This is a genomic window from Paenibacillus chartarius (genome assembly GCF_042432825.1).
Taxonomy (GTDB): Bacteria; Bacillota; Bacilli; order Paenibacillales; family NBRC-103111; genus Gordoniibacillus; species Gordoniibacillus chartarius.
Genome location: NZ_JBHLWN010000102.1, coordinates 50082 through 74443, shown reverse-complemented (window position 1 = coordinate 74443; position 24362 = coordinate 50082). Strand labels below are relative to the sequence as shown.

The 24362-nt window shown below is 52.0% G+C and carries 23 protein-coding genes and 1 pseudogene; 14 read left to right on the top strand and 10 right to left on the bottom strand.

Going from position 1 to position 24362, the window contains the following annotated elements:
* Positions 1-24: 24 nt before the first annotated feature.
* From ACFFK0_RS25535 to ACFFK0_RS25485, 11 genes are all read left to right on the top strand, one after another.
* Entirely contained in the window at positions 25-2073 is a 2049-nt protein-coding gene (locus tag ACFFK0_RS25535) for a glycoside hydrolase family 65 (protein ID WP_377473265.1), read from the top strand.
* Positions 2064-3239, top strand: a complete 1176-nt coding sequence (locus ACFFK0_RS25530; RefSeq protein WP_377473263.1) for an oligogalacturonate lyase family protein — start codon at positions 2064-2066, stop codon at positions 3237-3239. The genes ACFFK0_RS25535 and ACFFK0_RS25530 overlap by 10 nt, the downstream gene beginning before the upstream one ends.
* 20 nt (positions 3240-3259) lie before the next feature.
* Positions 3260-4435, top strand: coding sequence for a glycoside hydrolase family 88/105 protein (locus ACFFK0_RS25525; protein ID WP_377473260.1), 1176 nt, complete (start codon positions 3260-3262; stop codon positions 4433-4435).
* Complete coding sequence (locus ACFFK0_RS25520; RefSeq protein WP_377473258.1) at positions 4435-6948, top strand: glycosyl hydrolase family 95 catalytic domain-containing protein; 2514 nt, start codon at positions 4435-4437, stop codon at positions 6946-6948. The genes ACFFK0_RS25525 and ACFFK0_RS25520 overlap by 1 nt, the downstream gene beginning before the upstream one ends.
* A 72-nt stretch (positions 6949-7020) precedes the next feature.
* The gene (locus ACFFK0_RS25515; RefSeq protein WP_377473256.1) at positions 7021-8349 is read left to right on the top strand and encodes an ABC transporter substrate-binding protein; all 1329 of its coding nucleotides are present in this window, start codon (positions 7021-7023) and stop codon (positions 8347-8349) included.
* 142 nt (positions 8350-8491) lie between these two features.
* Positions 8492-10306 carry a cache domain-containing sensor histidine kinase gene (locus tag ACFFK0_RS25510; protein ID WP_377473254.1) on the top strand — a complete coding sequence of 605 codons (1815 nt, stop codon included), beginning with the start codon at positions 8492-8494 and terminating at the stop codon, positions 10304-10306.
* Positions 10307-10327: 21 nt separating this feature from the next.
* Positions 10328-11095, top strand: coding sequence for a response regulator transcription factor (locus tag ACFFK0_RS25505; protein ID WP_377473252.1), 768 nt, complete (start codon positions 10328-10330; stop codon positions 11093-11095).
* Positions 11096-11229: 134 nt separating this feature from the next.
* Positions 11230-11679, top strand: a complete 450-nt coding sequence (locus tag ACFFK0_RS25500) for a GNAT family N-acetyltransferase (RefSeq protein ID WP_377473251.1) — start codon at positions 11230-11232, stop codon at positions 11677-11679.
* Between the two features lie 61 nt (positions 11680-11740).
* Positions 11741-12607: an alpha/beta fold hydrolase gene (locus ACFFK0_RS25495; RefSeq protein ID WP_377473249.1), complete on the top strand. Its 867-nt coding sequence runs from the start codon at positions 11741-11743 to the stop codon at positions 12605-12607.
* A gap of 488 nt (positions 12608-13095) precedes the next feature.
* A complete protein-coding gene (locus ACFFK0_RS25490; protein ID WP_377473246.1) occupies positions 13096-13674 on the top strand; it encodes an RNA polymerase sigma factor in 579 nt (192 codons plus the stop codon).
* Positions 13631-15247, top strand: coding sequence for a DUF4179 domain-containing protein (locus ACFFK0_RS25485; RefSeq protein ID WP_377473244.1), 1617 nt, complete (start codon positions 13631-13633; stop codon positions 15245-15247). The genes ACFFK0_RS25490 and ACFFK0_RS25485 overlap by 44 nt, the downstream gene beginning before the upstream one ends.
* 131 nt (positions 15248-15378) lie before the next feature.
* Here ACFFK0_RS25485 and ACFFK0_RS25480 read toward each other — a convergent pair whose 3' ends face one another.
* Positions 15379-15612: a hypothetical protein gene (locus ACFFK0_RS25480; protein ID WP_377473242.1), complete on the bottom strand. Its 234-nt coding sequence runs from the start codon at positions 15610-15612 to the stop codon at positions 15379-15381.
* 27 nt (positions 15613-15639) lie between these two features.
* The gene (locus ACFFK0_RS25475; protein ID WP_377473240.1) at positions 15640-15882 is read right to left on the bottom strand and encodes a hypothetical protein; all 243 of its coding nucleotides are present in this window, start codon (positions 15880-15882) and stop codon (positions 15640-15642) included.
* A gap of 92 nt (positions 15883-15974) precedes the next feature.
* Between ACFFK0_RS25475 and ACFFK0_RS25470 the strand changes: the two genes are divergently transcribed.
* The gene (locus ACFFK0_RS25470; protein WP_377473237.1) at positions 15975-16430 is read left to right on the top strand and encodes an Hsp20/alpha crystallin family protein; all 456 of its coding nucleotides are present in this window, start codon (positions 15975-15977) and stop codon (positions 16428-16430) included.
* Here the strand turns inward: ACFFK0_RS25470 and ACFFK0_RS25465 are convergent.
* Positions 16427-16660 carry a hypothetical protein gene (locus tag ACFFK0_RS25465; RefSeq protein WP_377473235.1) on the bottom strand — a complete coding sequence of 78 codons (234 nt, stop codon included), beginning with the start codon at positions 16658-16660 and terminating at the stop codon, positions 16427-16429. The two genes, ACFFK0_RS25470 and ACFFK0_RS25465, sit on opposite strands and share 4 nt — an antisense overlap.
* A 64-nt stretch (positions 16661-16724) precedes the next feature.
* Here ACFFK0_RS25465 and ACFFK0_RS25460 point away from each other — a divergent pair, with 64 nt between their 5' ends.
* Positions 16725-17213 (top strand): hypothetical protein, encoded by a 489-nt coding sequence (locus tag ACFFK0_RS25460; RefSeq protein WP_377473233.1) that lies wholly within the window; start codon positions 16725-16727, stop codon positions 17211-17213.
* A gap of 509 nt (positions 17214-17722) precedes the next feature.
* On the opposite strand, the gene ACFFK0_RS25455 is transcribed toward ACFFK0_RS25460, so the two are convergent.
* The 4 genes from ACFFK0_RS25455 to ACFFK0_RS25440 form a co-directional block, all read right to left on the bottom strand.
* A complete protein-coding gene (locus ACFFK0_RS25455; protein ID WP_377473307.1) occupies positions 17723-17893 on the bottom strand; it encodes a tyrosine-type recombinase/integrase in 171 nt (56 codons plus the stop codon).
* Positions 17894-18240: 347 nt separating this feature from the next.
* The gene (locus ACFFK0_RS25450) at positions 18241-18510 is read right to left on the bottom strand and encodes a hypothetical protein (protein ID WP_377473231.1); all 270 of its coding nucleotides are present in this window, start codon (positions 18508-18510) and stop codon (positions 18241-18243) included.
* A 76-nt stretch (positions 18511-18586) separates the two neighbouring features.
* On the bottom strand, positions 18587-19126 hold the full coding sequence (locus tag ACFFK0_RS25445) for an NAD(P)H-dependent oxidoreductase (RefSeq protein WP_377473229.1): 540 nt from the start codon (positions 19124-19126) through the stop codon (positions 18587-18589).
* Positions 19127-19337: 211 nt separating this feature from the next.
* A complete protein-coding gene (locus ACFFK0_RS25440) occupies positions 19338-19721 on the bottom strand; it encodes a winged helix-turn-helix transcriptional regulator (protein ID WP_014651242.1) in 384 nt (127 codons plus the stop codon).
* Between the two features lie 107 nt (positions 19722-19828).
* Between ACFFK0_RS25440 and ACFFK0_RS25435 the strand changes: the two genes are divergently transcribed.
* Positions 19829-20983 (top strand): MFS transporter, encoded by a 1155-nt coding sequence (locus ACFFK0_RS25435; protein WP_377473227.1) that lies wholly within the window; start codon positions 19829-19831, stop codon positions 20981-20983.
* A 348-nt stretch (positions 20984-21331) separates the two neighbouring features.
* On the opposite strand, the gene ACFFK0_RS25430 is transcribed toward ACFFK0_RS25435, so the two are convergent.
* From ACFFK0_RS25430 to ACFFK0_RS25420, 3 genes and pseudogenes are all read right to left on the bottom strand, one after another.
* A complete protein-coding gene (locus ACFFK0_RS25430) occupies positions 21332-21907 on the bottom strand; it encodes a dihydrofolate reductase family protein (protein ID WP_377473226.1) in 576 nt (191 codons plus the stop codon).
* A 147-nt stretch (positions 21908-22054) separates the two neighbouring features.
* Positions 22055-22237 (bottom strand): annotated as a pseudogene (locus ACFFK0_RS25425) (SDR family NAD(P)-dependent oxidoreductase); the annotation flags it as partial.
* 2 nt (positions 22238-22239) lie between these two features.
* Entirely contained in the window at positions 22240-24210 is a 1971-nt protein-coding gene (locus ACFFK0_RS25420) for an alpha/beta hydrolase (protein WP_377473224.1), read from the bottom strand.
* Between the last annotated feature and the right edge of the window lie 152 nt (positions 24211-24362).

The window sequence follows — 24362 nt, the reverse complement described above, 5'->3', positions numbered from 1 at the left end:
CGCTTCGAATCCGGAGGAGGAATCATGGACAGACGCAATATTGTCGAGAGGCACCATCCCGAGCTGAATAAATGGGATCCGTTGTCGCCGCTTTCCGTCGGCAACGGGGAGTTCGCGTTTACCGCCGATATTACCGGCCTGCAATCGTTCCCCGGGCAGTACGAGGTTCCGCTAGGCACACAGTCCAATTGGGGCTGGCACTATTCGGGGGGGCGCGGCCGGTTTACGGAAGGCGACGCCGCGTATCAGTCCTTCGACACGTACGGCCGTCAGGTCGAGTACCCGATGAAGCCCGGGGACAAGGCGGAGGCTTATCATTGGCTCCGGCAAAATCCGCACCGGCTGCAGCTCGGCCGCATCTCGTTCCGGTTCGTCAGCGAGGACGGCACGGAGGTGCAGGCCGAGGACCTGAGCGAGATCCATCAGCAGCTGAACCTCTGGACGGGAATATTGTGCAGCGAATATACGGTGCAGGGCGTGCCCGTCAAGGTGACGACGGCTTGCCATCCGGAGTTCGATACGATCGGCCTGAAAGTAGAGTCGCCGCTGCTCCGCATGCGCCGTCTGCAGGTGTACGTTCGTTTCCCTGCGCCAGATATGACGAATACGGCTTGGGCCAAGTCCGTATACCCTGATTGGGATAATGACGGGCGGCACACGACCGAGCTTGTGGAAGCGGTTTCAGGAGGCGCCCTGCTGGCCCGCACGATGGACGACGACCGCTATCAGGTCCGCTGGAGCTGGAACGCCGGCCGGTTGGAGCGGACAGGTGCGCATGAATTTACGCTGCTGCCGGACACTGGGGCGGCGCTCGAATGCTCGATCGGCTTCGCTTTGCAAACGCCGCAGACGCCGTCCTTCGGCGATATCGTCAACGCCAGTGAGGAGCATTGGGAGGCTTTCTGGCTCAGCGGCGCGGCTATCGACTTTGCCGGCAGCGCCGATCCGAGAGCGTTCGAGCTGGAACGCCGCGTCGTGCTGTCGCAGTTCCTCTGCGCGATGCACAGCGGAGGCTCGCTGCCGCCTCAGGAAACCGGCCATATGTACAACAGCTGGTTCGGCAAATCGCATTTGGAGATGCACTGGTGGCATGCCGCCCATTTCCCGCTTTGGAGAAGAGAGAGCTATTTGCTGAACAGCATGGACTGGTACCGCGGCATTTTGCCGGTTGCAAGGGATTTGGCGAAGTCGCAGGGGTATGCGGGCGCGCGCTGGCCGAAAATGGTCGGCTTCGACGGCAAGCCATGTCCTTCGCCGGTCGCCCCGGGCCTGATCTGGCAGCAGCCGCATCCGATCGCTCTCGCCGAGCTGATCTATAAGGCCGATCCGACGCGCGAGACGCTGGAAAGATTCAAGGATGTCGTGTTCGAGTCCGCCGACTTCATGGTATCCTTCGCCCATTGGAATGAGGGGAAACGGGTTTACGAATTGGGGCCTCCGCTCATTCCGGCGCAGGAATGTCATGCGATGCAAGACAGCAAAAATCCTCCGTACGAGCTGGAGTACTGGAAGTACGGTCTTGAAATCGCCGTTCGTTGGGCAGAGCGCCTGCAGCTTGCGGCCGATCCGAAGTGGGGCGAGGTGGCGGGAGCGATGGCCAAGCCGCGGCAGGCGGACGGCGTCTATCTCTCTCACGAGAACTGTCCGGATACGTTTACCGCCAAAAACCACGACCATCCGTCGATGCTCGGAGCTCTTGGCATACTGCCGGGTACGCTGATTGACCGCGGGGTTATGCTGAACACGCTGTACAAGGTCAAGGAAGTGTGGAAATGGGGCTCGGCTTGGGGCTGGGATTTCCCGATGTGCGCCATGACGGCGGCCCGGCTTGGGGAACCCGATTTGGCGGTCGATTTTCTAATGATGGATGCGGCGAAGAATACGTTCCTGACCAACGGCCACAATTATCAGCGGCCGGGCTTGTCGGCATATTTGCCGGGGAACGGCGGCCTGCTGGCGGCGGTGGCTCTCATGGCCGCAGGCTGGGAAGGCGGACCGCAGGCAGGCAATCCGGGCTTTCCGCAAGACGGAAGCTGGTCGGTCAAATGGGAGGGACTTCAGCCATGGCTGTGAACGAACGGATGCACCGGGAAACGTCAAAAGGCAAAGGAGCGGTATGGCCTTCCGAACGGAAAACGTCGATCGACCGGTTCACCGGGGTCGAAGTCGTTCAGCTCACCGATTATAAGGCGCACAGCCATCATTTATATTTTACCGAAAACGGCTGGTACGACGGGGGAACTAGGCTATTGTTCGTATCGGACAGGGGCAACAGCGCGAACCTGTACAGCCTGCATGTGGAAAGCGGCGAAATGACGCAGCTGACCGATTACCCCGACAACGATCATCTCGACGCCTGCCTGATGCCGGACGGCAGCGCCGCCGTCGTCAAGGTCGGACGGCGATTGATCCGGCTCGATCTTGCCACTCTGGAGGAAAAGCCTGTCTATGAAGCGCCGGAAGGCTATCATCTCGGCAACGCCAGTACGACGGCCGACGGCTTGTTTGTGCTGACCTGCGTACAGGAGGATTTGTCGCACCGGATTCGGCTGGATCTGGGCAATGGATACGTGGGCCATCGCGAGCTGATGGAAGCGGCCCCTCACAGCATGATCGTAAAGATCGACGCCAAGGGTGACGGTGCGGAGCTGGTTTATGAGGATAAGAGCTTTATTACGCACATTAACGCTTCTCCAAAGGAGCCGTGGCTGATGACCTTTTGTCACGAAGGGCCATGGCATCTCGTCGATCACCGGATATGGGGGCTCGATCTACGGACCGGGGAGGCCTGGAAAATTCGCGAGCGGCTTGAGCCCGGCGAGAAGGTCGGACATGAATTTTTTTATCCGGATGGCGTGACGGTCGGGTATCATGGCTTTCGCGCGAACGGCATGAATTTCTTCGGCAGCATCCGCTACGACAACACAGGGCTCGAGGAGACGGAGTTCGGCTTCGATACGTGGCACGGCTATGCGGACGGACTCGGTCAGGCGGTCGTGGACGGCAAGGGGGCTGTTAAGACGCTAAGCGTATGGCGTAAAATCGGCGGCGTATTCGACGGTCCGCGAACACTGTGCGAGCTGCGCTGCAGCTTCCACTCGCAGAAGGTGCACGCCCATCCGCGCTTCGACGCGGAAGGGAAACGGCTATTGTTTACGAGCGACAAAAACGGATACGGCAATTTGTATGTGGTCGAGCTTCCTGACGATTTTACCGTGCTGCCTGCGTTTGAAGGATGAATAGGGAGGTTGTGGATACTATGCAAAGAGCAGCAGTGAACGTGAAGACCGGACGTATGTCTGATAAGATCGCCGATGCGATTGCCTCGCGGTGTGTGAACGGGTATCATCCCAACATCGCGAATAAGTGGGGGTATGTGGCCGGCATGGCGCTGGCCGCTCTAGGCAGGCACGGCGATTGGTCCGGCGAAGCCAAATACCGTGAGTTCGTCAAGAGGCATATGGATGTGTTTGTCGGTGAGGACGGCTCGATTCGCGGCTATACCCTGGAAGATTACAACCTGGACCATATCAATAAAGGCAAAAACCTGCTGCGTCTTTGGCGGGACAGCGGCGAGGAGAAGTATATCAAGGCGGCCCGACTATTGATCGCACAGTTGACCGACCAGCCTCGGACGGACGAAGGAGGATTTTGGCATAAGAAAATCTATCCGTTCCAGATGTGGCTGGACGGCTTGTACATGTCTTCGCCGTTTATGGCGGAGTATGCCGCCGCAACCGGCGAAGACGCATGGTTCGGCGAAACGGCGCACCAGCTATTGCTGGTCGAACGCCGGACTCGTAACCCGCTGACAGGCCTGCTTCATCATGCTTATGACGAAAGCCGCGAGCAGCGCTGGTGTGACGGCGTAACGGGCCGCTCCCGGCATGTGTGGGGACGGGCGATGGGCTGGTATGCGATGGCGCTCGCCGACTCGCTGGAGCATTTCCCCGTCGATCATCCGAAGCGGGGGCAGCTGATGGGCATTTTCGAACGGATGGCGAATGCGGTGCTGCGCGTGCAAGATCAAGAGAGCGGGGTATGGTATCAGGTGATGGACTGCAATGGCCGCGAGGGCAATTATTTGGAGGCTTCGGGCTCCTGCATGCTGACCTATGCGCTGGCTAAAGGTGTTCGGCTCCGCTACTTGGCGGAGATCGACCGCAAAGCGGTGGAGCGTGCTTACGAAGGCATCCTGCAGCGATTCGTCACCGAAGACGAACAAGGCGTCCATCTGCACGGCATTTGCCACGGGGCGGGACTGGGTGGACGAAAATACCGCGACGGGTCCTATGAATATTATTTAAGCGAGGCGGTCGTCAGCGATGTGCTGATGGGAGTTGCTCCTCTGCTGCTTGCCAGTGTAGAAATCGAGCGGCTGCGCGAGGTAGACGGCAGCTCCGCTTCAGACGCTGCAGCCCGCGAGGTGAAGTAATGGGAGAGCGGATGGAGGAACCAAGCGGCGATAAGCTCGTGATGAGCTACCCCGCCTCCTGGTGGCGGAACATGTGGCGCGAAGCGCTGCCTTCCGGCAACGGCATCATAGGGGCGTCCGTGTTCGGCGGCGTTCAAGATGAGACGATTCTGCTGAACCATGCCGGGCTGTGGCATTGGGGGCGCAAGGATGAGCTGCCGGATGTCAGCCATGTGCTGGCGCGTACGCGTCGGCTGATGGATGAACGGCGCTATCTCGAGGCCAGCTGGCAGCTCGCGAACGAACTTAAGGAGCTAGGATACGAGACGAAGCTGGCCTCCCGCTTTCCGCTTGCCGCCATCAAGCTCATCATGCCGTCCGGCGAAGCATTTCGGAAGTACAGCCGTACGCTCGATATGGACACGGGAGAGATCATAGTACGTTGGGAGGACGGCCCACGAAGGTTCAAGCGGAGGCTGTTCGTTTCACGAGCAGACCAAGCGGTCGTTCTGGAGCTGGGCAGCGAAGAGGATGCTGCGGTTGCCGGCGAAATCAGCCTTGGCCTGCATCCAAGCGACCGCTGGGCCGATACGCCGGAATATAAGGAGCTCGAGAGCACCGTTCAGACGGGTTCTTCAGAAGCGTATGTCTGGTACGCCGGCGCGAATGACGACGGTATGGATTTCGGAGCCGTGCTGCGGGTCGGCGCCGAAGACGGCGAGGCCCATGCTGCAAACGGCGCGATTCGGTTTACCGGGGCAAGACGCGTGCTGGTCCTGGTGAAAGTGTTCGTCTTCGGCGAGCGCAGCACAGATTGGGCGAGACTCAAGCCCCAGCTCGATGAGCTTGTTAAGGTAGCGTACAGCTCCGACGTCTCCGGTAATACCGATGGCTCCGCGAGTACTGACGGCTCCGAAGGCTCCGGCTACGAACGGCTGCTTGCGCGCCACGTCCCGCATCACAGGCGGCTGTTCCGTTCGGCGGCGCTTGAGCTGGACATCCGTCCGGAGGAACACAGTCTCAGCAATGAAAGGCTGCTGCTAGAAGCCTATGACGGAGAAGCCCCCGCGGCGCTGATCCGCAAAATGTGGGCGTACGGCAGATACTTGTTCATCAGCGGCAGCGCTGACGACGAGGAAGCGAGCCCATTCGGGCTTTACGGCTTATGGGGCGGCGATTACCGTCTCGTATGGAGCCATAATATGGCCAACGAGAACATTCAGATGATGTATTGGCATGCTCACGTCGGAGGTCTCGGGGAGCTCGTTCCCTCGCTCTTTCGCTATTACGAAGGGCTGATGGACGATTTCCGCGACAACGCCCGCAAGCTGTACGGCTGCCGGGGCATCTACATCCCGGCCGGCTCTACGCCGGGCATCGGCGTGCCGAATCAGATCGTCCCCGTTATCCTGAACTGGATCGGGGCTGCCGGCTGGCTGGCGCGCCATTACGACGAGCATTACCGGTTTACCGGCGATCTCGGGTTTCTGAAGCGGCAGGCACTGCCGTTTATGCTCGAGGCGCTGCAATTATACGAGGATTTTCTCGTTACCGAAGACAATGGCCAGTACAAAATCTACCCCTCCGTATCTCCGGAGAATACGCCGCTTAACTACATGCCGGCAGACGGCAAGCCGCTCGCCCATCCGATGCCGACGACGATCAATGCGACCATGGATGTGGCGATCTTGAAGGAGCTGCTAAAGCATCTGATCGAAGCGAAGCAGGCGGCCGGCGGGGGCAGCGAAGAGATCGTTGAATGGGGACGAATGATAGGCAGGCTGCCGGATTACCGGATCAACCGGGACGGAGCGGTGAGCGAATGGATTCATCCGGATTTCGAGGACCGTTATGCCCACCGCCATCTGTCTCATTTGTATCCGGTATTTCCCGGGGCCGAAGTGACGCGCGAAAGCGACCCGGTTTTGTTCGCGGCCTTCGATAAGGCGGTCCGCCTGCGCGAGATCGGAGCGCAAAGCGGCTGGTCTTTGGCGCATATGGCGGCCATCTATGCAAGACTAGGGGATGGCGACGCCGCGCTCGAAAGCTTGGACATCTTGTCCAGATCCTGCCTGCTGCCGAATTTGTTTACGCTTCATAACGACTGGAGAGGGATGGGCATATCGATGCATATGCCGGCGGCTCCGGTTCAGCTCGACGCTAATTTGGGCTGGGTGAACGCCGTGCAGGAGATGCTGCTGCAGGTGTCGCCAAGCCTCGTCAAGCTGCTTCCGGCGCTTCCTTCGCGGCTGCGGAAAGGACGTCTGGCCGGGTGGAGATTCCATACAGGCCAAGTAAGCATGAATTGGGATTTGGAAGCCGGCATCCTCCGTGCGGAGCTGATGGCCGAACGGGATACCGATATCGTGGTCAAGCTGCCGGATTGGGTAACGTCGTGCACGATGAACAGTGAACGGGTAAGCCCGCCCTACGTTACGGTGCGTGCCGGCAAAGGGGCTCCCCCTGTAGTCATTGAGGCATGCAGCACATCATCGAAAGCCGAAAATGATATTAAACCACTCCACCTTTCTTAAATATTTAGAATTATCACCGCCGTCCTTGGTCCCTTATGATGAACTCATAGCCAAGATCGAGGAGGTAGTGATGTGAAGAAACGTTGGATTCAGGCTTTGTTGTCGACGGCGATGGCCGCCATGGCCATTGCCGGCTGTACGCCCGGCGAGCAAAGCACCGAGGTCAAGGAGGCTCCGCCGAAGCAAGCCCCGGACAACGAACTGTTCATTTTTACGGCGTGGCCGGCCTTTTACGTTAAGGAAGATATTTGGGAGAAGCAGGTCGGACAGTTTCTCAAGAAGAAATTCCCGGACGTCACCTTCAAGCATGTAGCATGGGACAATCCGGGCAGGCGGTATGAGGATCTGGTCGCGGCGGGCACGATCCCCGACATTATTTTCGATGAGGTTCGGCGCAACTCCTACCGGCATGTAGGCAGGTTCAAGATGGAATACGATATGACCGATTTGATCAAGAAATACAACTTCGATACGGGCAAATTGTATTCGTCCGAGATGCACCGTTCGATCGCGGCCTCGGAAGGCAAGCTGTACTCGCTGCCCTACAACAACAACGAGTGGGTGCTCATTTATAACAAGGACATTTTCGATAAATTCGGCGTCGATTATCCGAAGGACGGCATGACCTGGGACGAAGCTTATGAACTGACCAAGAAGCTGACCCGTCAAGAGGGAGACATCACCTACAAAGGGTTTCAGATGAATCCCGCCCATTATATGAGATTCAACCAGCTGGGCGAATCCGGGCTCGACCCGAATGAGGACAAGGCTGCGATGACGAACGACAATTGGGCCAGGCTTGTGGACAACATCCGGCGGTTCTACGACATTCCCGGCAACCAGCTTGTCAAAACGAACCAATTCTCCAAGGGGAATGTCGCGATGATCATCGATTCGCTGGAAAATGCAACGAGGCTGATCAACGAAAACAAAAGTATTAACTTCGACATTTCCTCGGTTCCGGTATTTCCGGATGCCCCGAAGGTCAAATTTCAGCCGAATACGAACGGCATGTTTATTACGAATCAATCGACCAAGAAGGACCTGGCATTTCAGGTGATCGCCTATCTGCTGTCGACCGAATTCCAAATTGAATTGTCTAAGCAAGGTGTTATCTCGCCGCTGAACGATCCGGCGGTACAGCAAGCGTTCGGCAGAGATTTGCCCGAGTGGAGAGACAAGCATACCCAGTCCATCTTCTATTTAAACAGCGCCAAGCCTACACTACGCAAGCCGGGCCTCACGTTTATCGATACGAACTCCGATATGGTGTGGAATCTTATTTCCAAAGAATCCAAAGACAGCCGCACCGCGCTGCGGATGACCGCCGACCTCATGAACAAAAACATTCAAGAAGCGAAAGAGCTGGAAAAGCAGGGCGGAACCAATCCGTATCAATAGGTTCTCGATCCCGAAGAGGAAGATGATCGGGTAACGGTATAAAAAAGCACGATCGGCGCATGCAATCGCATGCGCCATCGTCCATTATGGAAACAAAAGCGGGAACCCGCTGAAGGCTGCGGCTGTCCGAGGGGTGATGCGCATGCGGCTTCTGAAGAAGCCCGAGCTGACCTACAAAAATAAATTGATCATCACGTTCGTTTTGATCGCCTTCCTGCCGACGATTTTCATGCAATACATCACATATTGGAATTCGACGCAGGCGATGAAAGCGAAAATCGACGAGCTGGTCAATTACAGCTTGATCCAAACGGATAAAAATTTAACCGCCGTGCTGTCCGATTATGAGAACGTGCTCTATCAATTCATCATGAATGAGGAGGTCATCCGGTCGACCAAAAAACTGCTGCACGGCTCGGATTTCGATCAGCTCGTTTATTCGGATGCGCTTCAATCCTTGATGACCGGATACACGAATTCGAAAACAGGGATCCGCGGGTTCACCTTCTTCGATAACAACGGCAACATTCTCGCTACATACGATAAACAAGCCGGAATGTTATGGGGGACGGAGAGCGGCGTCGCTCCTTATCTGCTTATTATGAAATTAAACGGCATGCAGAAGGGGCCTCCCCTCATTACAACGACTGAAAAAGGGAGCCCGAATCCGGACAACGGAGACACTCCCTACATGTTTCACATTGCGCGAATGATGTACAGCATTTCCTCGGAGCGTCTGGAGAAGCTCGGTTACATGGTCATGACCTTGGACGAAGCGGTGCTGGCCGATGCCTGCAGCTTTTCGCTTCTGGACGAGGACCGCGACGGTATCGGCAGCACGAACTTTTTGATCGATTCCGGCAGGAACCTCGTTACGTTTCCAGAGAGGTCGCGGATCGGGAGTTCGGTTTCCCGGATTTGGGATGCAAACGGCACCGGGAGAGACGGGCTGCTTCCAAAAACGGCGTCCATCCTCGGCCAGCCGTCTATCTTGAATTACTACACGAATACGAAGACTGGCTGGACGATCGTCAATGTGACGAGCGAGAAGAAGATGTTTGGGGAAATGTACGCCATGCAGAAGCTCACGGTATGGGCGGGGATCGTCATTTTTGCCGTCTCTCTGCTGCTTATCGTCTATTTTTCCGGACTGCTCACGAAATCGATTCATACGGTCGTGAAAGCAATGAAGGCGGCTGAGAACGGCAATCTGGATGTGACCATCGAAGACCGTACCGGAGATGAAATCGCCTTGATCGCCTCCGGCTTTAATCGGATGATGAAGACGATTCATGAATGGATGGAGCGTACGAAGACGGCGCTGGAGAAGCAAAAGGAGTCGGAAATTCGTTCGCTGGAAGCGCAAATCAACCCGCACTTTTTGTACAACACGCTGGATTCGATCAACTGGATGGCCATAGACCGAGAGGAGCACGAGATCAGCCGGATGCTGAAAAAGCTGGCACACATTTTGCGGTACAGCATCAGCAACAGCAACAAGCTGGTCACGCTGGCACAGGAGCTCGATTGGCTGGAGCAATATTTGTTTTTGCAGCAGTATCGTTTTAACGGCTCGTTCAATTATTTCGTTCATTTGGATCCGGAACTGGCAGAAGCGAAGATTTACAAGCTGCTGCTGCAGCCGTTTGTGGAGAATACCATCGTACACGGATTCGCCGGGAAAAAGACGGGGGCAGAGCTGCATATCCGGTTTACGCTGACTTGCCCGGATACGCTACATGTGGAGATCGAGGACAACGGATGCGGGATGGAACCGGCCGTGTTCAGCGGCCTGCTCTCGCGAGAGAGTGCCGATCATGAGGCGGGAGGGCGAGGAATCGGCATTCGAAATGTGCTAGATAGACTGCAGCTGTACTACGGTGACAAAGCAGGCTGTACCATCGAGAGTGAGATTGGGACGGGTACCAGGGTCATTCTGCAAATCCCGTATTCATGACAAGGTCAAGGGGGCGAAGCGATGAGAATCGTCATCGTGGAGGACGAACCTAAAGTTCGTCAAGGGATTGTCCGGTTGATCCGCAAATGGGGCGGCTCGTATCAGGTTGTTGGAGAGTGCGAGAACGGGGAGGAGGGAGCGGTAACGATTCGGCGCCTGAGACCGGATCTGGTCTTTACGGATATACGGATGCCGAAGATGAGCGGAATCGACATGCTCGAGTCGTTGAAGCAAGGAGGCATTGCTCCCTTGACGGTGATTTTGAGCGGGTATTCCGAATTTGAATACGCTCGGAAGGCACTGCAAATCGGCGGCATCATCGAATATTTGCTGAAGCCGGTGACTGCCGATGACGTGCTGCAGGTACTTCGTAACGCTGAAAAAAACATGCCTGCCCACGCGAGCAGGGACGATGAAGAAGGTGGCGGGGGCTTCGTAGACTTAGCTTCCCGGACGATACCGGCCACCGGCAGCCTCGTTGTCAATAAAGCACTCAGCCTGATTCACGAACGATATAGCAGCGGTATTACGCTGGAGCAATTGGCGCATACGCTGCGCATCACTCCGGAATATTTGAGCTCGTTGTTTCAAAAGGAAATGGGAATATCGTTTACGGCATATCTCAAGGAAAAGCGAATCAACAAGGCGAAAGAGCTGCTCCTGAAAAATCGCTTCAAGGCTTATGAAGTAGCCGAGCTTGTCGGCTATCAGGACGCCAAATATTTTTCCCGGGTATTTAAAGAAGCGACGGGGCTGTCGCCGGGTGAATTTCAAAAGCTTTACTTCTAAACGGCGGTGAAATGACAGAAGCGGAACAGCAAAAAGTACCCGAATGGGCACTATGCGATGTGCCCTGAGATTTGATACCCTGACTAGTAAAGTTCAGTTTTGGATATGGGAAATACAAATAGGAGGGACTCACGATGAAGTTGATATTACAAGCGATAACCGCCGAGGATACCGTAGAACGGCTCGGTTTACAAGAAAATTCGGAAGCAGCTATGGTTTTAGAACACCAGAGAGTTTACTACCATCAAATTGGATTTAACCCGCCATGGATTAGCTACTTTGCTAATGGTGACGGGAACATTTGTGGAGTTTGTTCTTTCAAGGGCTCCCCTCACAATGGGAGAGTGGAGCTTGCTTATTTTACTTTTCCGGGCTATGAAGCTAAAGGCATTGGAACTTTGATGTGTAAGCGTTTATGCGAAATTGCGGGAAAGGAAGATCCGAAGCTTATGTTAACGGCACGGACCTTGCCTCATTTCAATGCTTCCACATCGATTCTGAAGAAAAATGGTTTTATATGCTCGGGGACTGTACAGGACCCGGATGACGGCGAGGTTTGGGAATGGGTTCGGAGCAATTCGTAGAGTTCGAGGTACATTCGTATTTTACATACCATATTTGCGACTAGGAAGGGGTATCGTCCCGATGATCAAAGAAAATAAGTTTGTGTTTCATGCGATGGAATTCCATTATGCAGAATGTGGAAACGCATCCGGAGAGCCGGTGCTCCTGCTTCATGGCGGTTCTTCGCGCTGGCAAAGCTTTGAAGGCCTCATACCTTATTTAAGCGATTATCATGTCTTTGCGCCTGATCTGCGCGGACATGGGAAATCGGATCGTGCCCCCGATAAGAGTTACCGTTTGGAGGATTATGTCGAGGATATCGCGGCGTTCATAGATGAAGTCATTGGACAGCCGCCCCTCATTTATGGTCATTCTTTGGGCGGGATGATAGCTTTGCTTCTTGGAGCCTGGTATCCGGAACGAGTAAAGGCCATTCTGGTCGGTGATTCTCCGATTTCCACAGAAGTATTAAAGGAGCATACACTGGGCCAGCGCGAAATGACGGAACATTGGAGAACTCTGGCAGCCAAAGGCGATGCTTCGGCGATTGCCGCTGAGCTCAAGAAAATTTCGATCCCCGTAGCGGGCCGGTCTGATCCGGTTCCAGCCTCGGAAGTATTTGGAGAAGATCACGTCTGGTTCGATTTTATGGCTGTAAGCTTAAGTCAAAATGATCCGTATATGCTTGATGCGATCAATCACCGTTTCGACGAAACGTATGAGGCGTACAAGCTTCCTGAATTTTCAAAAGCCGAGTGTCCGGTGCTGTTCATTCAAGGTGATCCTGAGCAAGGCGGCCTTATGTCGGACCAAGATCTCGAGAAGGTGCTGCGGATTATGAAGCGGGCCGAAACGGTCAGGGTGACAGGTGTTGGCCATCCGCTTCATATGCAGGATCCGGAACAGGTGTTTCGCATCATCGATTCGTTTATTCGGAGGCTTGCCTGAATTGCTATTCACTTTAAAGTAAGCGGTCATGTTTGATACAGCTTCATGTTGATGTGTCAAATTGCACAATGAAGCAATTCCCCTAGCAAGTGAACTTTAGTCACAAAGGAAAACGGCGCATCAGTAAGCACCTATTTAAAGTGAGAAAACGGCCATGCATTACTAGACAGCCCTCATTTGCTTCGTCTCATGCTTTTATTTAATATATAGGGGATGATTTCTTCCTTTTTGCAATAACCGAAGGAGTTTTCTGGCGGCTTATTTTTGAGAGAGCGGCCATTTCCCCGATTTCTTGGGATATATAAACAATAGGGCCATGGCTGGGGTAATTTCCCGGTATGGCCTTCTTTTGTGGACTGCTCCCCCGTTATAAGAAATTACTGAGGGAGACATGGCAAAAATATTTGAAATCAAGTGAGAGAAAAGATGCGGACGGGGGGTCTTAGAACGGACATACCGAAAGTCAGACTGATTGAGGAGGGGAATACGTGGAGCAGACAGACGATCATTCCATTATTGAAGCCGTGTTGAATGGCAATAAGCAGGCGTATGCGGACATCGTCCGGCGCTATCAGAATAAGCTTTACGGACTTTTCCGCAAGATGGGGTCATCCGAGGCGGACGCTCAGGACCTAACCCAAGAGACGCTGGTCAAGGCTTACCGCAAGCTGGCAGCGCATAATCCGGCACAGAGCTTTGCAGGGTGGATTTATACGATCGCCATTAATTTGCAGAAGGATCAAGGGTACCGAAGAAAACCGGACTCGATGCGGGAAGATAGCTACGTACGCGAAACACCGGAATCAAAGCTGCTGCAAAAGGAGCTCCGTACCGAGCTGGACTGTCTGCTGCAGACGCTGCCCGAGCATTATAGGCTCGTACTGATTTTACGCTACACCAATCAACTCAGTCATAAGGAAATCGCCGATATGACCGGCATGTCGATCCGGCAGGTTACCAACGCTGTCTTTCGTGCCAAAAACAGTCTGCGAAAAATCGTAGTAACCAAGGAGGGACAACGCTATGACAATTTGGAAGCGTACCGAAACGAAAAAAGTCCATCGTAAAGCGGAGGGCGGCAATCAGAGGGAGGACAATAATTGGGAGGATGCACTGTTTCCGCATACTCTTTCGGACGAATTTACCGACCGGGTGATGCTGGCGTTGGAAGGAACCGAAATCGAGCAGGCACAGGGAGCCGGTACGCATTCTATGGCGAGGGAAAGCGGCAATATCAACCCTTTCGATACGTCCATTGCCGCCCAGGTAAAACGCAGCCTCGCCGCAAAACGCAGCTCACACCTCAAATTCTGGGGGGCGACGGCTGCCGTCGTCGTGCTTGCGGGCAGCACGCTGCTCTATACGCAGCCCACCCTCGCCGAGATGGTGCGGTCGCTGTTTGCGAAAGATAGCATTGTGGACAATGGTATGAAGCATGTTAAAGAAACAGGTCTTGTGCAAATTTCGGGCGTCAGTGCCACAGATCACGGTTATATGTTGAAGGTCAACGAAGTCATCGCCGACTCAACCCGACTGATTATCGGAGTCGATGTATATGACGATAAAGGAAATGTCCAAATCGGAGAAATCGATTACGCTAGTGCCGATTTCAATGTGTATTTTATCGATAATGGCAACTTTGCCGATGTTTCCTATGATATGAGGCAGGGGGGGAATCGGACGACCAACAAAATCGAGTTCATCTTTATGCGTCCTGTTCTGGCCGACAAACTGCAGCTTAATGTGCATATTAAGGAATTAAGCCTATACAAGGATAAATTAAATGAGGGGCCTCCGATAAAAAAGATACAGGGGGATTGGACGATGAAGATGGGGATCGATCTAACCGAAGCCAAAGCCCAAACGCTGCTTACCGCGATTAATCAAACGTATGTGACACCAGGCGGTATAGAGATCCACATGCAGGGGGCTTCCCGGACACCGAGTGGCGGATCGCTTGAATTTACTACGAAGCTGACTCCGGATGCAGCCGGAAGAGCGGTAGACGGACAAAGCGGATTCCATAAACTTAACTTTCATCTGGAGGATGAACAAGGGAATGTGATCGGAGACAGCATCCTGTTCGAACTCCGCCGCCGGTCCGAACTGGAACGTTGGAGCGGAGTGACTCAGTGGTTCTATCAATTCAATCATTTCGACTACGACAAGCAGAAGATCCGGTTCGTGCTTAACAGCTACGAGATACGGGAGAATAATACAGCTTCGGTTACGTTTGACCCTGCGCAAACTACGGCGGAACATCCCGCCATATTTGAGGATTCAGGCGATAAGCTTCTGCTCCAGGGACTACAAATCGGTCCTTATCCGGATAATTCCCTACCGGATCAAGTACGGGCAACTATTCCGCTCGGAGGTATGGTTAATAATGACATTTCGAGGGATGCCTGGGTGGCGATTGACGAGAACGGCAAAGAGTATTCCGTGCTTGTTGGCGGCGGTGTCTCCGCCGATAAAGCAGGTACGGTGTATTTGAACGATAATTACTTTGTCATCCATGATCTGGATATCATGCCCAAACAACTGACTCTTAAACGCAGCATCGTACATCATTTGTATAAGGATGCCGATTGGTCCTTTGTCATACCACAGACCGGGACGATAGGTGTCATTCCGGAATAGGAAAGCGAAGATCCATAATGATGGGGGATCAAAATGCTTCGAAAATCAAGAAGAGCTTCGGCGAAACATTAAGCATTTGAACGCACAAAAAACGGCAGAAATGCCGTTTTTTTTGTGCGTTTTACACCATTTTATATCGCACTCGTTTTTATCGCATTCGATTCGATCAGATCTTGATCCAATATAATATTTAGCGGAAAGTAGATCGGCGAGAAATCGCCGTTGTCTTCGCCAAAGCCCATATTCCGTTTTGTCGAAAGAAAGGTATCGACCTGTAGACTGGGTCCGAAGCTGAGCTGGCTGGCACGATCGAGTACATTCACCTTAAAGGCCAGCAAATTAACAACCATAGGGGCAAAGTTCACCTGGCGTCCTCCTTTTCATTGCTCAAATTACGGAGCTTTTACAGCTGAATGACTGAAAGCCGGAGAGTCAATGCAATCTTTATCGTCGATGAAAGACCGAAGGGAATGAAAGGCGCTTCCGTCCCCGTAATTTTGTCCATAACCTTGGCTCCGCTTGTCTGAATTCGTCCAATCCGCCAGGAAGTTTTGGCCGATGTTGACAGCCGATGCATTTTCAAAGGAATTAATTTTGAAAATATAAATATTAATTATTGTACTCGGTGAATTCATCCTCAGCCCCCCCATCGCAAAGCTTTGTAAAGTGTACTACGGGGCCATCCCGAATATACCAATGAACCGTTTGGGAAAGGGTGCTGTCTCCTATGGATTTCGACAAGCTGCGGCAATGGTTCGAGATGGCGCAGAAATATCAAGGAAAAACGTTTTGGTCCGGCGTATTCGATCAGGAGTATGCAAAGCAGTTTATGAACGAATTCAACGAGGCGGGGCAAGGTAATGTACAGACGCTGTATCCGAAGGCGGATATTTTCCGCAACCCGCAGGAATTCATTATTTTAATCGACATCCCTGGAGTGCGGAAGGAAGATGTCCAGTTATCGCTAGCGGGAGATTCTCTGTATGTCAGAGGAACTTCCCGCCCGTTCTATTCGGACATGCAATTGATTGCGTCCGAACGCTTCAGCGGAACTTTCGAGCGAGCGATCCGATTGCCGGAATCGGTCGGCGGAGCCAAAATTTCGGCTAAGTTTGAGAATGGCCTGCTTGAAATCCACATTGTCCGCAAGTTGGAAGCCCAGGTGGAAATCCCTATCGATTAGGGCAGCGGTCCCTTGGTCCGATTCGAATCCATCTTATCACTGTCATCAATAAAGCCTTCAGGTCGGTCAACTATGGCGAAATCGGCATACTGCTGACCGAAGCCTTGCGTCTTTTTGGACATGTTGGACAGGCCAACGACGACATTCGTGCCAACACGGATGCGGCACCCATTATCAGGATTGTGTATGCGGGTGTGATACAGATTCACTTCGGTTGGGAAAAATGGCACTTTTGAACAGCCTCCTAATCATCGGATATTTACATGATATGATAGAAGAAATGGGGGAATGCGAATGGATCGTGCCAACAGCTTCTCCTCATGGTTTGCATCGCTGCGCCGCAAACGAAACGCCGACGAGATCAAGCTGCTGCAGTCCAAGCTGCAAGAGCTGGAATTGAAAGTCCAACGTTTGTCCTCACCGGGTCATGAGATGCCTGCTCCGATCGTAGTGGAGCACATTCATATCGATAAGGTCGTAGTCGATAAAGTGGAGTATCATAACAACTTCGGTGCGCTCGGCATCAAAGAGCTCAGCGGAAAGCTGAACATCGGAGCCAATTATTCGATGTCGGAAGGCGATACGCCCATGGAGGAAGAGGGGCTTCAGGTGTTAACGGAGATGCGCTCGGCAATGAGACAAGCTCAAGATGACCATAAATCATCCGCAAAACAAACCGAGAATAAGGAGGCTCGCGATCATACGAATGATGGAGGGCCCAAGGTGAAAATTCGGGCGAAAACCCGAACTGAAGAGAACGCCGAATCAAGCAAGGCCCAATAAAGGGTGAACTATTCGCACTTACGGAAGTTAGATGGATAATCCGGATTGGCTGCTGGAGAAAGAAATGAGGCCCGCCAATTGAATCAAACCGATGGGCTCCTGAAAGCGGGCAGCGGAAACAGCGGCATGATATCAATCGTTACTCGATTTGGCTAAGATGAAATGCAGCCTGGTACTCGTAAGTATCAGACTGCTTTTGTGTTATTAACTGAAATGATATCATTAACTCCGAACTAATTTGAGGATATATAACATTTAAATTTAGACTATGTAAATTAGTTTGAAAGCCAATGGAATTGAAGTTCGTTATCGATACTGTAACTTGATGAAATGGAGCCTGCATAATAAACCTGGTTATCTTTTTCACAAAACCCGTATTTTGTACATATGTCTGTATATCAATTTAGTCCCTTACTGCCATTGGCTTCTCATGTCCATTGACACAAACATGCCCTAAACATTTTCTTGTTGATAACGTTTCTAACTAATCTAATAATACAATATTTTGCTTAGGTTAATTCTAATGGGTTTGAAGTCACGATTTTTCGCATTTTCTCTATATTCACTTTAGTATAAATCGTAGCTGTCTTGGGGTTTGAGTGACCCAATAGATCAGCGATTGCCAACAAATCAGCTCCCTCACCATCATTATATAAAACGGTTGCGCAGGTATGTCGCAGCCTATGGTGACTGCTTGAAAAAGCGCCCTAGAAAGGACGCTTCTTCACCTGCTCTATAATCCCTTGGCTAATCGGTTCAAGCTAATCTATGCTCGCTGCCATTTCACCCGATGCAATATTCTGCATAGCGAATAATGGCAAAGCATAGTTGGTCTCCATGCGCCAATAATATTCGCAATCCAAGTCTTTGCCGAATGAGTGATCAGGCGCGTACTCGTTCTGTTTGTACCAGACGCCTGGCGCGAAACCATTGTAATCCCGCGTGTTGTCTGATTCGGCCATGACTAAGGAGATATTCGTGGAGAAACCGAGATCATCCCCCGCCTTGAGTACCTTGACGCTGCAACTCACTTTGAATCGCAGTCAGATGACTCATACACGTCTGAGAAGTAAAATTCCGAGCCTGAAGGTACAGTGAGCGTCCCTGTTGCAACAACTGAATGGGTCGTTACAACAACCTCGCTGTAGGCGGTATCATAAAACTCACTAAGCGCAAATGCCGTTTTGACCGTCTCGCATAGAGGCCGTTTATTGAAATAGAGAAGCCGTTCCTGCTTACGCACCTCAAGTCTGCCATCCATGAATTCGATTCGATAGTCACCGCATGCCAGTTCCACACAAGTCCTCCTCTCTTGATGTGTCTGTGTAGGTATTATAGTCCTCGTTGTAACGGCATGAAATAAACATATTAAATCAATATCGGAATATCCGGGAATCAGCATTAACGTAACGTATATAAGCTTCTTGACTGATCCGAAGCTGGTCGTCCGTCACGTTAGATGTATCATTAATTGCAAAATGAGGGATGTATCGGGCATCGATAAAGTTAGCCAATGCTTGGACAGGCCTTAACAGTTCGTCAATTGTGAAACGGTTAAAGCCGGTAGGTTGATAGGACTCCGCGGAGCCGTACGTGGAGACCGCCACCCCGATCTCTTTGCCCTTCATCTTATCCCCGCCTGGACCGTAAGCCCAACCGTACTGCAAGACGTCATCGAACCATCGCTTCAGCAGCGGTGGCGTGCTGTACCAATAGAACGGGTACTGAAAAATTATGCGCTCATGCGCTTCTAAGCGTGCTTGTTCCTTCTCAACATCGATCGATTCGTCGGGGTAGACTCGGTATAACTCATGGACTGTTACATCTCGTTGTTCACTCAAGGCTTCCAGCCATGCTTTATTAATTCGGGACTGCGAGATGTTTGGATGTGCTGCGATAACTAACGTCTTCATTCTAATATCACTCCTCATTTTTTGTTTGCTGCGTTCCTTCACTGCCAGCTTCGCTTACACGAGTATCATACTCAATTCGCTCACTTTAAGTAAGTACGCACTTTTCCGTGGATTACTTTCGGATTCGTTAGCTAGGATACTGCTTAGATATAAAAGAAGCGCCTCGCGTTTCATACGCGGGCGCCTGTATGCCTTACTCTTTTGACGAGAATTAACGGTTCGATACGCGAGTCGAATCGGACGGATTCTCTGTCTGGAATCGCTTGCCCCATTTCTCCAAGGAGCTAATAGCCGGTCGAAGCGCCTCCCCAAGCTCTGTCAATTCGTACTCGACCTTCGGTGGGACGACAGGATACACTTCCCTGCTAACAATTCCGGCATCCTCCAGTTCACGCAGTTGCTCGGTCAGCATTTTATGATTGACCTCAGGAATAAGTTTCTTGAGTTCGCCGTAACGTTTCTTCCCGGTCAGCAATTTACACAGGATCGACGTCTTCCATCGTCCGGACAATAAGGATACGGAGAGATCAATCGGACATTGATACGACTTCCCGTTGTATACATAATCTGCCCCTCTATCGATTGCGATGACCATCACTTCCCTTTTGGTTCGTATGGAACGAAAAAGTGCATTCTTCCTCGTTTCCACTTTATTATGTATTCTTGAAAAAGTAAACCATCATCGAACTGGAGGTGATCTGAATGCGAAAACACTATCTCGTGTATCTCGTTTCCATTGCGGCTTTTTTCGGGCCGTTTGTGCAGACGTTCTATACCCCGCTCCTGCCGGAGGTTGCCGAATTATTCCGTACATCTTCGACGGCCGTCAGCTTGACCATATCGGTGTATCCGATAATATTCGCGTTCATGCAGCTCATCTACGGTCCGCTAATCGATAAGTACGGGCGGCGCAAAATTTTACTGCTCGGCTTCCTGTTCTATTTGCTGGCTACGTTAGGTGTCTCGCTTTCTGATCATATTGAAATGCTGATCGTATTCCGCATCCTGCAGGCCGTCGGCGGATCAGTTGGCTCTGTTGCCGCATTAACGGTGATCGGCGATTTATTCGAAGGGAACCGAAGGGTTCGTGCGATGGGGATCTATCAGATGCTCGTTGCGTTGGGTCCGGGGCTCGGGCCAGTCTTCGGCGGGTATGTCGGGGAACGATTCGGCTTCCACCCGCTCTTGTGGGTAATGCTCGCAATCAGCACTTTATACTGGCTGGTCATCTATATTAGCCTGCCGGAGACGGGGATGAATAAGGTCGCTGGGGAGCGGTTCGCGATCCGCCAGTTCTCGGACGTATTGGCGCACAGAAGCGGACAATCGCTTATTCTGCTCGGCATTATGCAATATACTGTGTTCTATATTTTAATTATCCTGCTTCCTTCGATTGCCACTGATGCTTATCGCCTCAGTCCGACCGAGACAGGCGTCCTCTACTTGCCGGTCTCTATCTGTCTCATTATTGGGAGTATCGTCTGCGGTCCCGTGCAGGTGTACATTGAGATACGCAGAATGTTGATTGCGACTGCCGTCCTTAATGGAGTGAGTGTACTTCTCTTGGCAATGTTGTCGCCCGTTTCATTAACATGGCTTGTCGTGTGCATCTCATTTTTCGGCTTCTCACTTGGCTTATCTCTGCCTCTGCAGACGGCATTGCTGTCATCGGAGCTCTCACGCATGCGTGCGACTGCAACCGGGGTCTATAATTTTTTCCGTTACCAGGGCATGACAATCGGTCCGGTGCTTGGCGCATATTTCTATCCCTTCGGCTATTCCTCAATCTTCTTGATATTGTTCATCATCTATGCACTTGTAATCGTAATAATCAGCAGCCGAGTTACTCCAGCTTAGCGGGCTTGCGCAAGTGCAAACTAATTAACGGAGCCCGCATTCCTGCGTGGCTCCGTACCCCGACCCGCTTCTCGAAAGCGTTCAAGATGACTAAAAAGCTTTGGAGCTATCAATATCAATTAGCTTTGACAAGAACCTGATCCCATAAAATAAAAAGCGATATACGCGGTAATTGGTAATTAATGAGATCATTGTTCCTGTCACCCGACGGAAATCAAAGTCATAAGTTCGCTCCGTTCTCCTGGCGCCCCGTTATTGGAACAAAAACAGCCGGTCGGAATGACCGGCCGCAATCATCGTCAGTATAATATAAACTTAGAGAACTGTTACTGTATTAAGGAGAGAATATCATCTAACCCTCTGGTAAACGAGACCTATGGCTCCAGAATCAAAGGTCTTGTTTTCGATAAGTTTAAGATTGATCTTATCCTTGAAACCTTGGAATAGCGGCAACCCGCTGCCGATCAGGACGGGAGAAACCGTAATCTTATACTCATCTATTAAATCAAACTGCATAAGGTAGTGCGCGAACCTGGGACTGCCGAGGATAACCATATCCTTGCCTGGCTGCTGTTTGAGGTTCTTGATCTCTTCCTCGGCATTTTCTTTCACCAGTCTGGAATTGTTCCATTCGGCTTTCTCCAACGTCGTGGAAAAAACGATTTTGGCTGTCTTTTCGATCCACTCGGCATGATTCCGTTCATGCTGCGAAGCTGATGGGTCCGAAGACACGGATGGCCAGTAATTGTGCATCATCTGATAAGTCCCGCGTCCCCAAATGACAGTGTCGGCTGTACTCAGAATCTCTTTCGCGTGTTTCTCCAAATCGGCATCGTAGGAAACCCAGCCAATGTCCATATCACCCTTCGGCCCTTCTACAAAACCGTCAAGCGATGCGTGCAGAAATAGAACGAGTTTTCTCAATTTTCGGTTCTCCTTTGCTCATGAGGAATATCTACATTACCTGCATTATAGAACACTTCAGATGGGGTTGTTTCTTATGGATTGCTAATCTTAATTATCGCCTGAACCGGGACGATCTCATTCTTAGCGTTCAATCCATACAAACAATTAGTAAATTGTCGGTACCGTTCCTCCGCCCATTCGGATCGGAGATCCTTTAAAGGCGGAGGCCATCGGGCTGCATACGAACGCAGCTAATCGGCCGATCTCGCAAGGCTTGATGAATCGCTGAATCTCCGATTGAGGAAGATTCGCGGACATGAATTGCTTCTCCTTCACGGCGAAGCTCAGAACTATTGATTGGTCAGATCTCCGTCGCTTATGATGATGTCTCCGCCCACCCTTGTCTTGAAGTGAATGTATCCGCTGTCATCGATCCGGACTGTCGTATTCATTTTGGCGTACGTGTTATTCTCTCTGTTGTAGGAGTAGACGATTGCATTACCAGCATTCATCTTCTTATCCGTCTTTACAGCGACTTCCATGAGCTGCCCGAATTCGCCCTCCTGCCCGAAGCTGACAACCATTAGGTTATTAGTAAACAGCCTGCCAAACTGAGCACGAAGAGAGTTCGCAACGGATGATGAAGGCGACACAAACAGATTCAAGTCTTTCACTGAGCGGGCAGGATCAAAAGTGATATAAGCATCGACGGTTTTGCCATTGGAAGATAAGGTGTCGGCATGGATGTTAAGCGGCATACCTGTTCGTGCCATCATGGCCCGGAGAGTATCAAGTGTGACGTTACCCGGTCTGGTTAAGCTCACAGTCGCGCTTGTCAGACCAGCTTCTTTTGCGGCTTTGACACCTGCGTCCACCGCAACGTTTGCTTGCGTAGTTGTCACGTCGACAGGGGTATTGTTTGCTGTAGTTCCTGCGGAAGATGCCGCATTGACCTTGCCTGGCATGGCGTTCTCATTAGGCCATACGTCTCCGGTGTCCTTCCACAGGTGATCCTTGGCAAACTCGGCGAACATGAGCTGCCAGAACTCCCAATCGTGGCCGCCGGGAATCACGTTAAACTCATGTTTGATGCCGTTCTCCGCAAGAGCTTCGTGCATAGGTATGCCGGCGGTCACATAATCCCATTTGCCAAGGGCAATATGTACCTTTGTGGAATCGTTGTATTCCTTGATTTTGGCCAGTTGCTCAGCGGTCGGGACGACACCGTTGCTCCAAATGCCGAATTGCGAAAATACATCGGGGTGGTTCAGATAGAACCGGGCGGTTGTGCCGGCGCCGGCGCTTAAGCCCGCGTATCCGCGGCCCAAGCGGTCCTTCGACACATTGTAGTTTGACTCCACGAAGGGCATGACATAATTGAGCACGTCCGGCTCGATTTTGGCCCAGCTGTGGCCCCAATCCTGATAGTTCATGGAAACGGCGACGAACGGCTCCATGCCCTGCGCCACCAAATTATCCGCGATATTCGGCAGGGCGCCCTCGTTCATCCAGCGCAGCTCGTTACCGAACTGGTCGCCCGAGTTGCCCATGTTGATGTATAGGACATTGTATGGTTTTTGGCTGTTCTTATCGTAGCCGTAAGGCAGGTAAACGGTCATGCCGCGGTTGGTCCCATCGGAGGCAGGGTACGTTATGGTCTGGATGGTGCCCTTCCGCCCGTCCGTCCTCGGAAGCTCAAGGCTACGGTCTCTGTATTCGCCCACGCCCTGCTTCTCCGCATTGTACGGCACATAAACGATACTTGAAAGGCTTCTGACGCCTGTCGCGGTGTTTACCAACGCCGGGTTCGCGGGGTCGTCAAGCCTGGCGGTGGTGACGCCGTTCTTGGTGACCTCGTAGTTGTAGACGAACGCACCGCTCATCAAGGGGACCTGCGTGTACCACACGTCTGTATTCGGTACCTTTGCGAGCTCCAGGGAGAGCTTGGAACTCGCGGAACCGCCGCCCGGCCAATAGGTGTCCTTGTAGTCACCGGGGAGATGTCCGTAGGCGTCTTTGTACGCACCGGATACGTTATTTAAATTCATTCCGTTGCTCCCGCTGCCGGTATACTGGGGTGCTTTTTCATCCCACAGCATGAAGGTGTCGCTGTAAAGCACGATCTTTTGAACGTCTGGGTCGCTGCTTTTATACACAAATGTGGCGGTATACCCGGTCGGTGAATTCTCATCCGCCGTCACAGTCACACCTGGCTTATAGATGGATTGGGTTACCTGCGAAGACTGTCCATCGGCATATACGGTTGCACTGGAAAGCATAAGAATGGAGCTTGTGATCAAAATCGCCAGCGTTTTTTTCATAAAGTACCCCTTTCCCGTTTTACCAATATTTTCAGGTCATCAGTAAATGCAGAACGGCACGATTTGACGCTATTCCTCATCATGTCATCAAATACTTTTGATCTCCTTTCCTAAATAATTTGAATTGAATTGATAGCGTTCTCAAACCAAGC

Bases quoted from the DNA above. Each gene is read 5' to 3' on its own strand.
- ACFFK0_RS25535 (WP_377473265.1), top strand. From the start codon at position 25: ATGGACAGACGCAATATTGTCGAGAGGCACCATCCCGAGCTGAATAAA.
- ACFFK0_RS25530 (WP_377473263.1), top strand. From the start codon at position 2,064: ATGGCTGTGAACGAACGGATGCACCGGGAAACGTCAAAAGGCAAAGGA.
- ACFFK0_RS25525 (WP_377473260.1), top strand. From the start codon at position 3,260: ATGCAAAGAGCAGCAGTGAACGTGAAGACCGGACGTATGTCTGATAAG.
- ACFFK0_RS25520 (WP_377473258.1), top strand. From the start codon at position 4,435: ATGGGAGAGCGGATGGAGGAACCAAGCGGCGATAAGCTCGTGATGAGC.
- ACFFK0_RS25510 (WP_377473254.1), top strand. From the start codon at position 8,492: ATGCGGCTTCTGAAGAAGCCCGAGCTGACCTACAAAAATAAATTGATC.
- ACFFK0_RS25505 (WP_377473252.1), top strand. From the start codon at position 10,328: ATGAGAATCGTCATCGTGGAGGACGAACCTAAAGTTCGTCAAGGGATT.
- ACFFK0_RS25500 (WP_377473251.1), top strand. From the start codon at position 11,230: ATGAAGTTGATATTACAAGCGATAACCGCCGAGGATACCGTAGAACGG.
- ACFFK0_RS25495 (WP_377473249.1), top strand. From the start codon at position 11,741: ATGATCAAAGAAAATAAGTTTGTGTTTCATGCGATGGAATTCCATTAT.
- ACFFK0_RS25485 (WP_377473244.1), top strand. From the start codon at position 13,631: ATGACAATTTGGAAGCGTACCGAAACGAAAAAAGTCCATCGTAAAGCG.
- ACFFK0_RS25475 (WP_377473240.1), bottom strand. From the start codon at position 15,882: ATGAATTCACCGAGTACAATAATTAATATTTATATTTTCAAAATTAAT.
- ACFFK0_RS25470 (WP_377473237.1), top strand. From the start codon at position 15,975: ATGGATTTCGACAAGCTGCGGCAATGGTTCGAGATGGCGCAGAAATAT.
- ACFFK0_RS25460 (WP_377473233.1), top strand. From the start codon at position 16,725: ATGGATCGTGCCAACAGCTTCTCCTCATGGTTTGCATCGCTGCGCCGC.
- ACFFK0_RS25445 (WP_377473229.1), bottom strand. From the start codon at position 19,126: ATGAAGACGTTAGTTATCGCAGCACATCCAAACATCTCGCAGTCCCGA.
- ACFFK0_RS25440 (WP_014651242.1), bottom strand. From the start codon at position 19,721: ATGGTCATCGCAATCGATAGAGGGGCAGATTATGTATACAACGGGAAG.
- ACFFK0_RS25435 (WP_377473227.1), top strand. From the start codon at position 19,829: ATGCGAAAACACTATCTCGTGTATCTCGTTTCCATTGCGGCTTTTTTC.
- ACFFK0_RS25420 (WP_377473224.1), bottom strand. From the start codon at position 24,210: ATGAAAAAAACGCTGGCGATTTTGATCACAAGCTCCATTCTTATGCTT.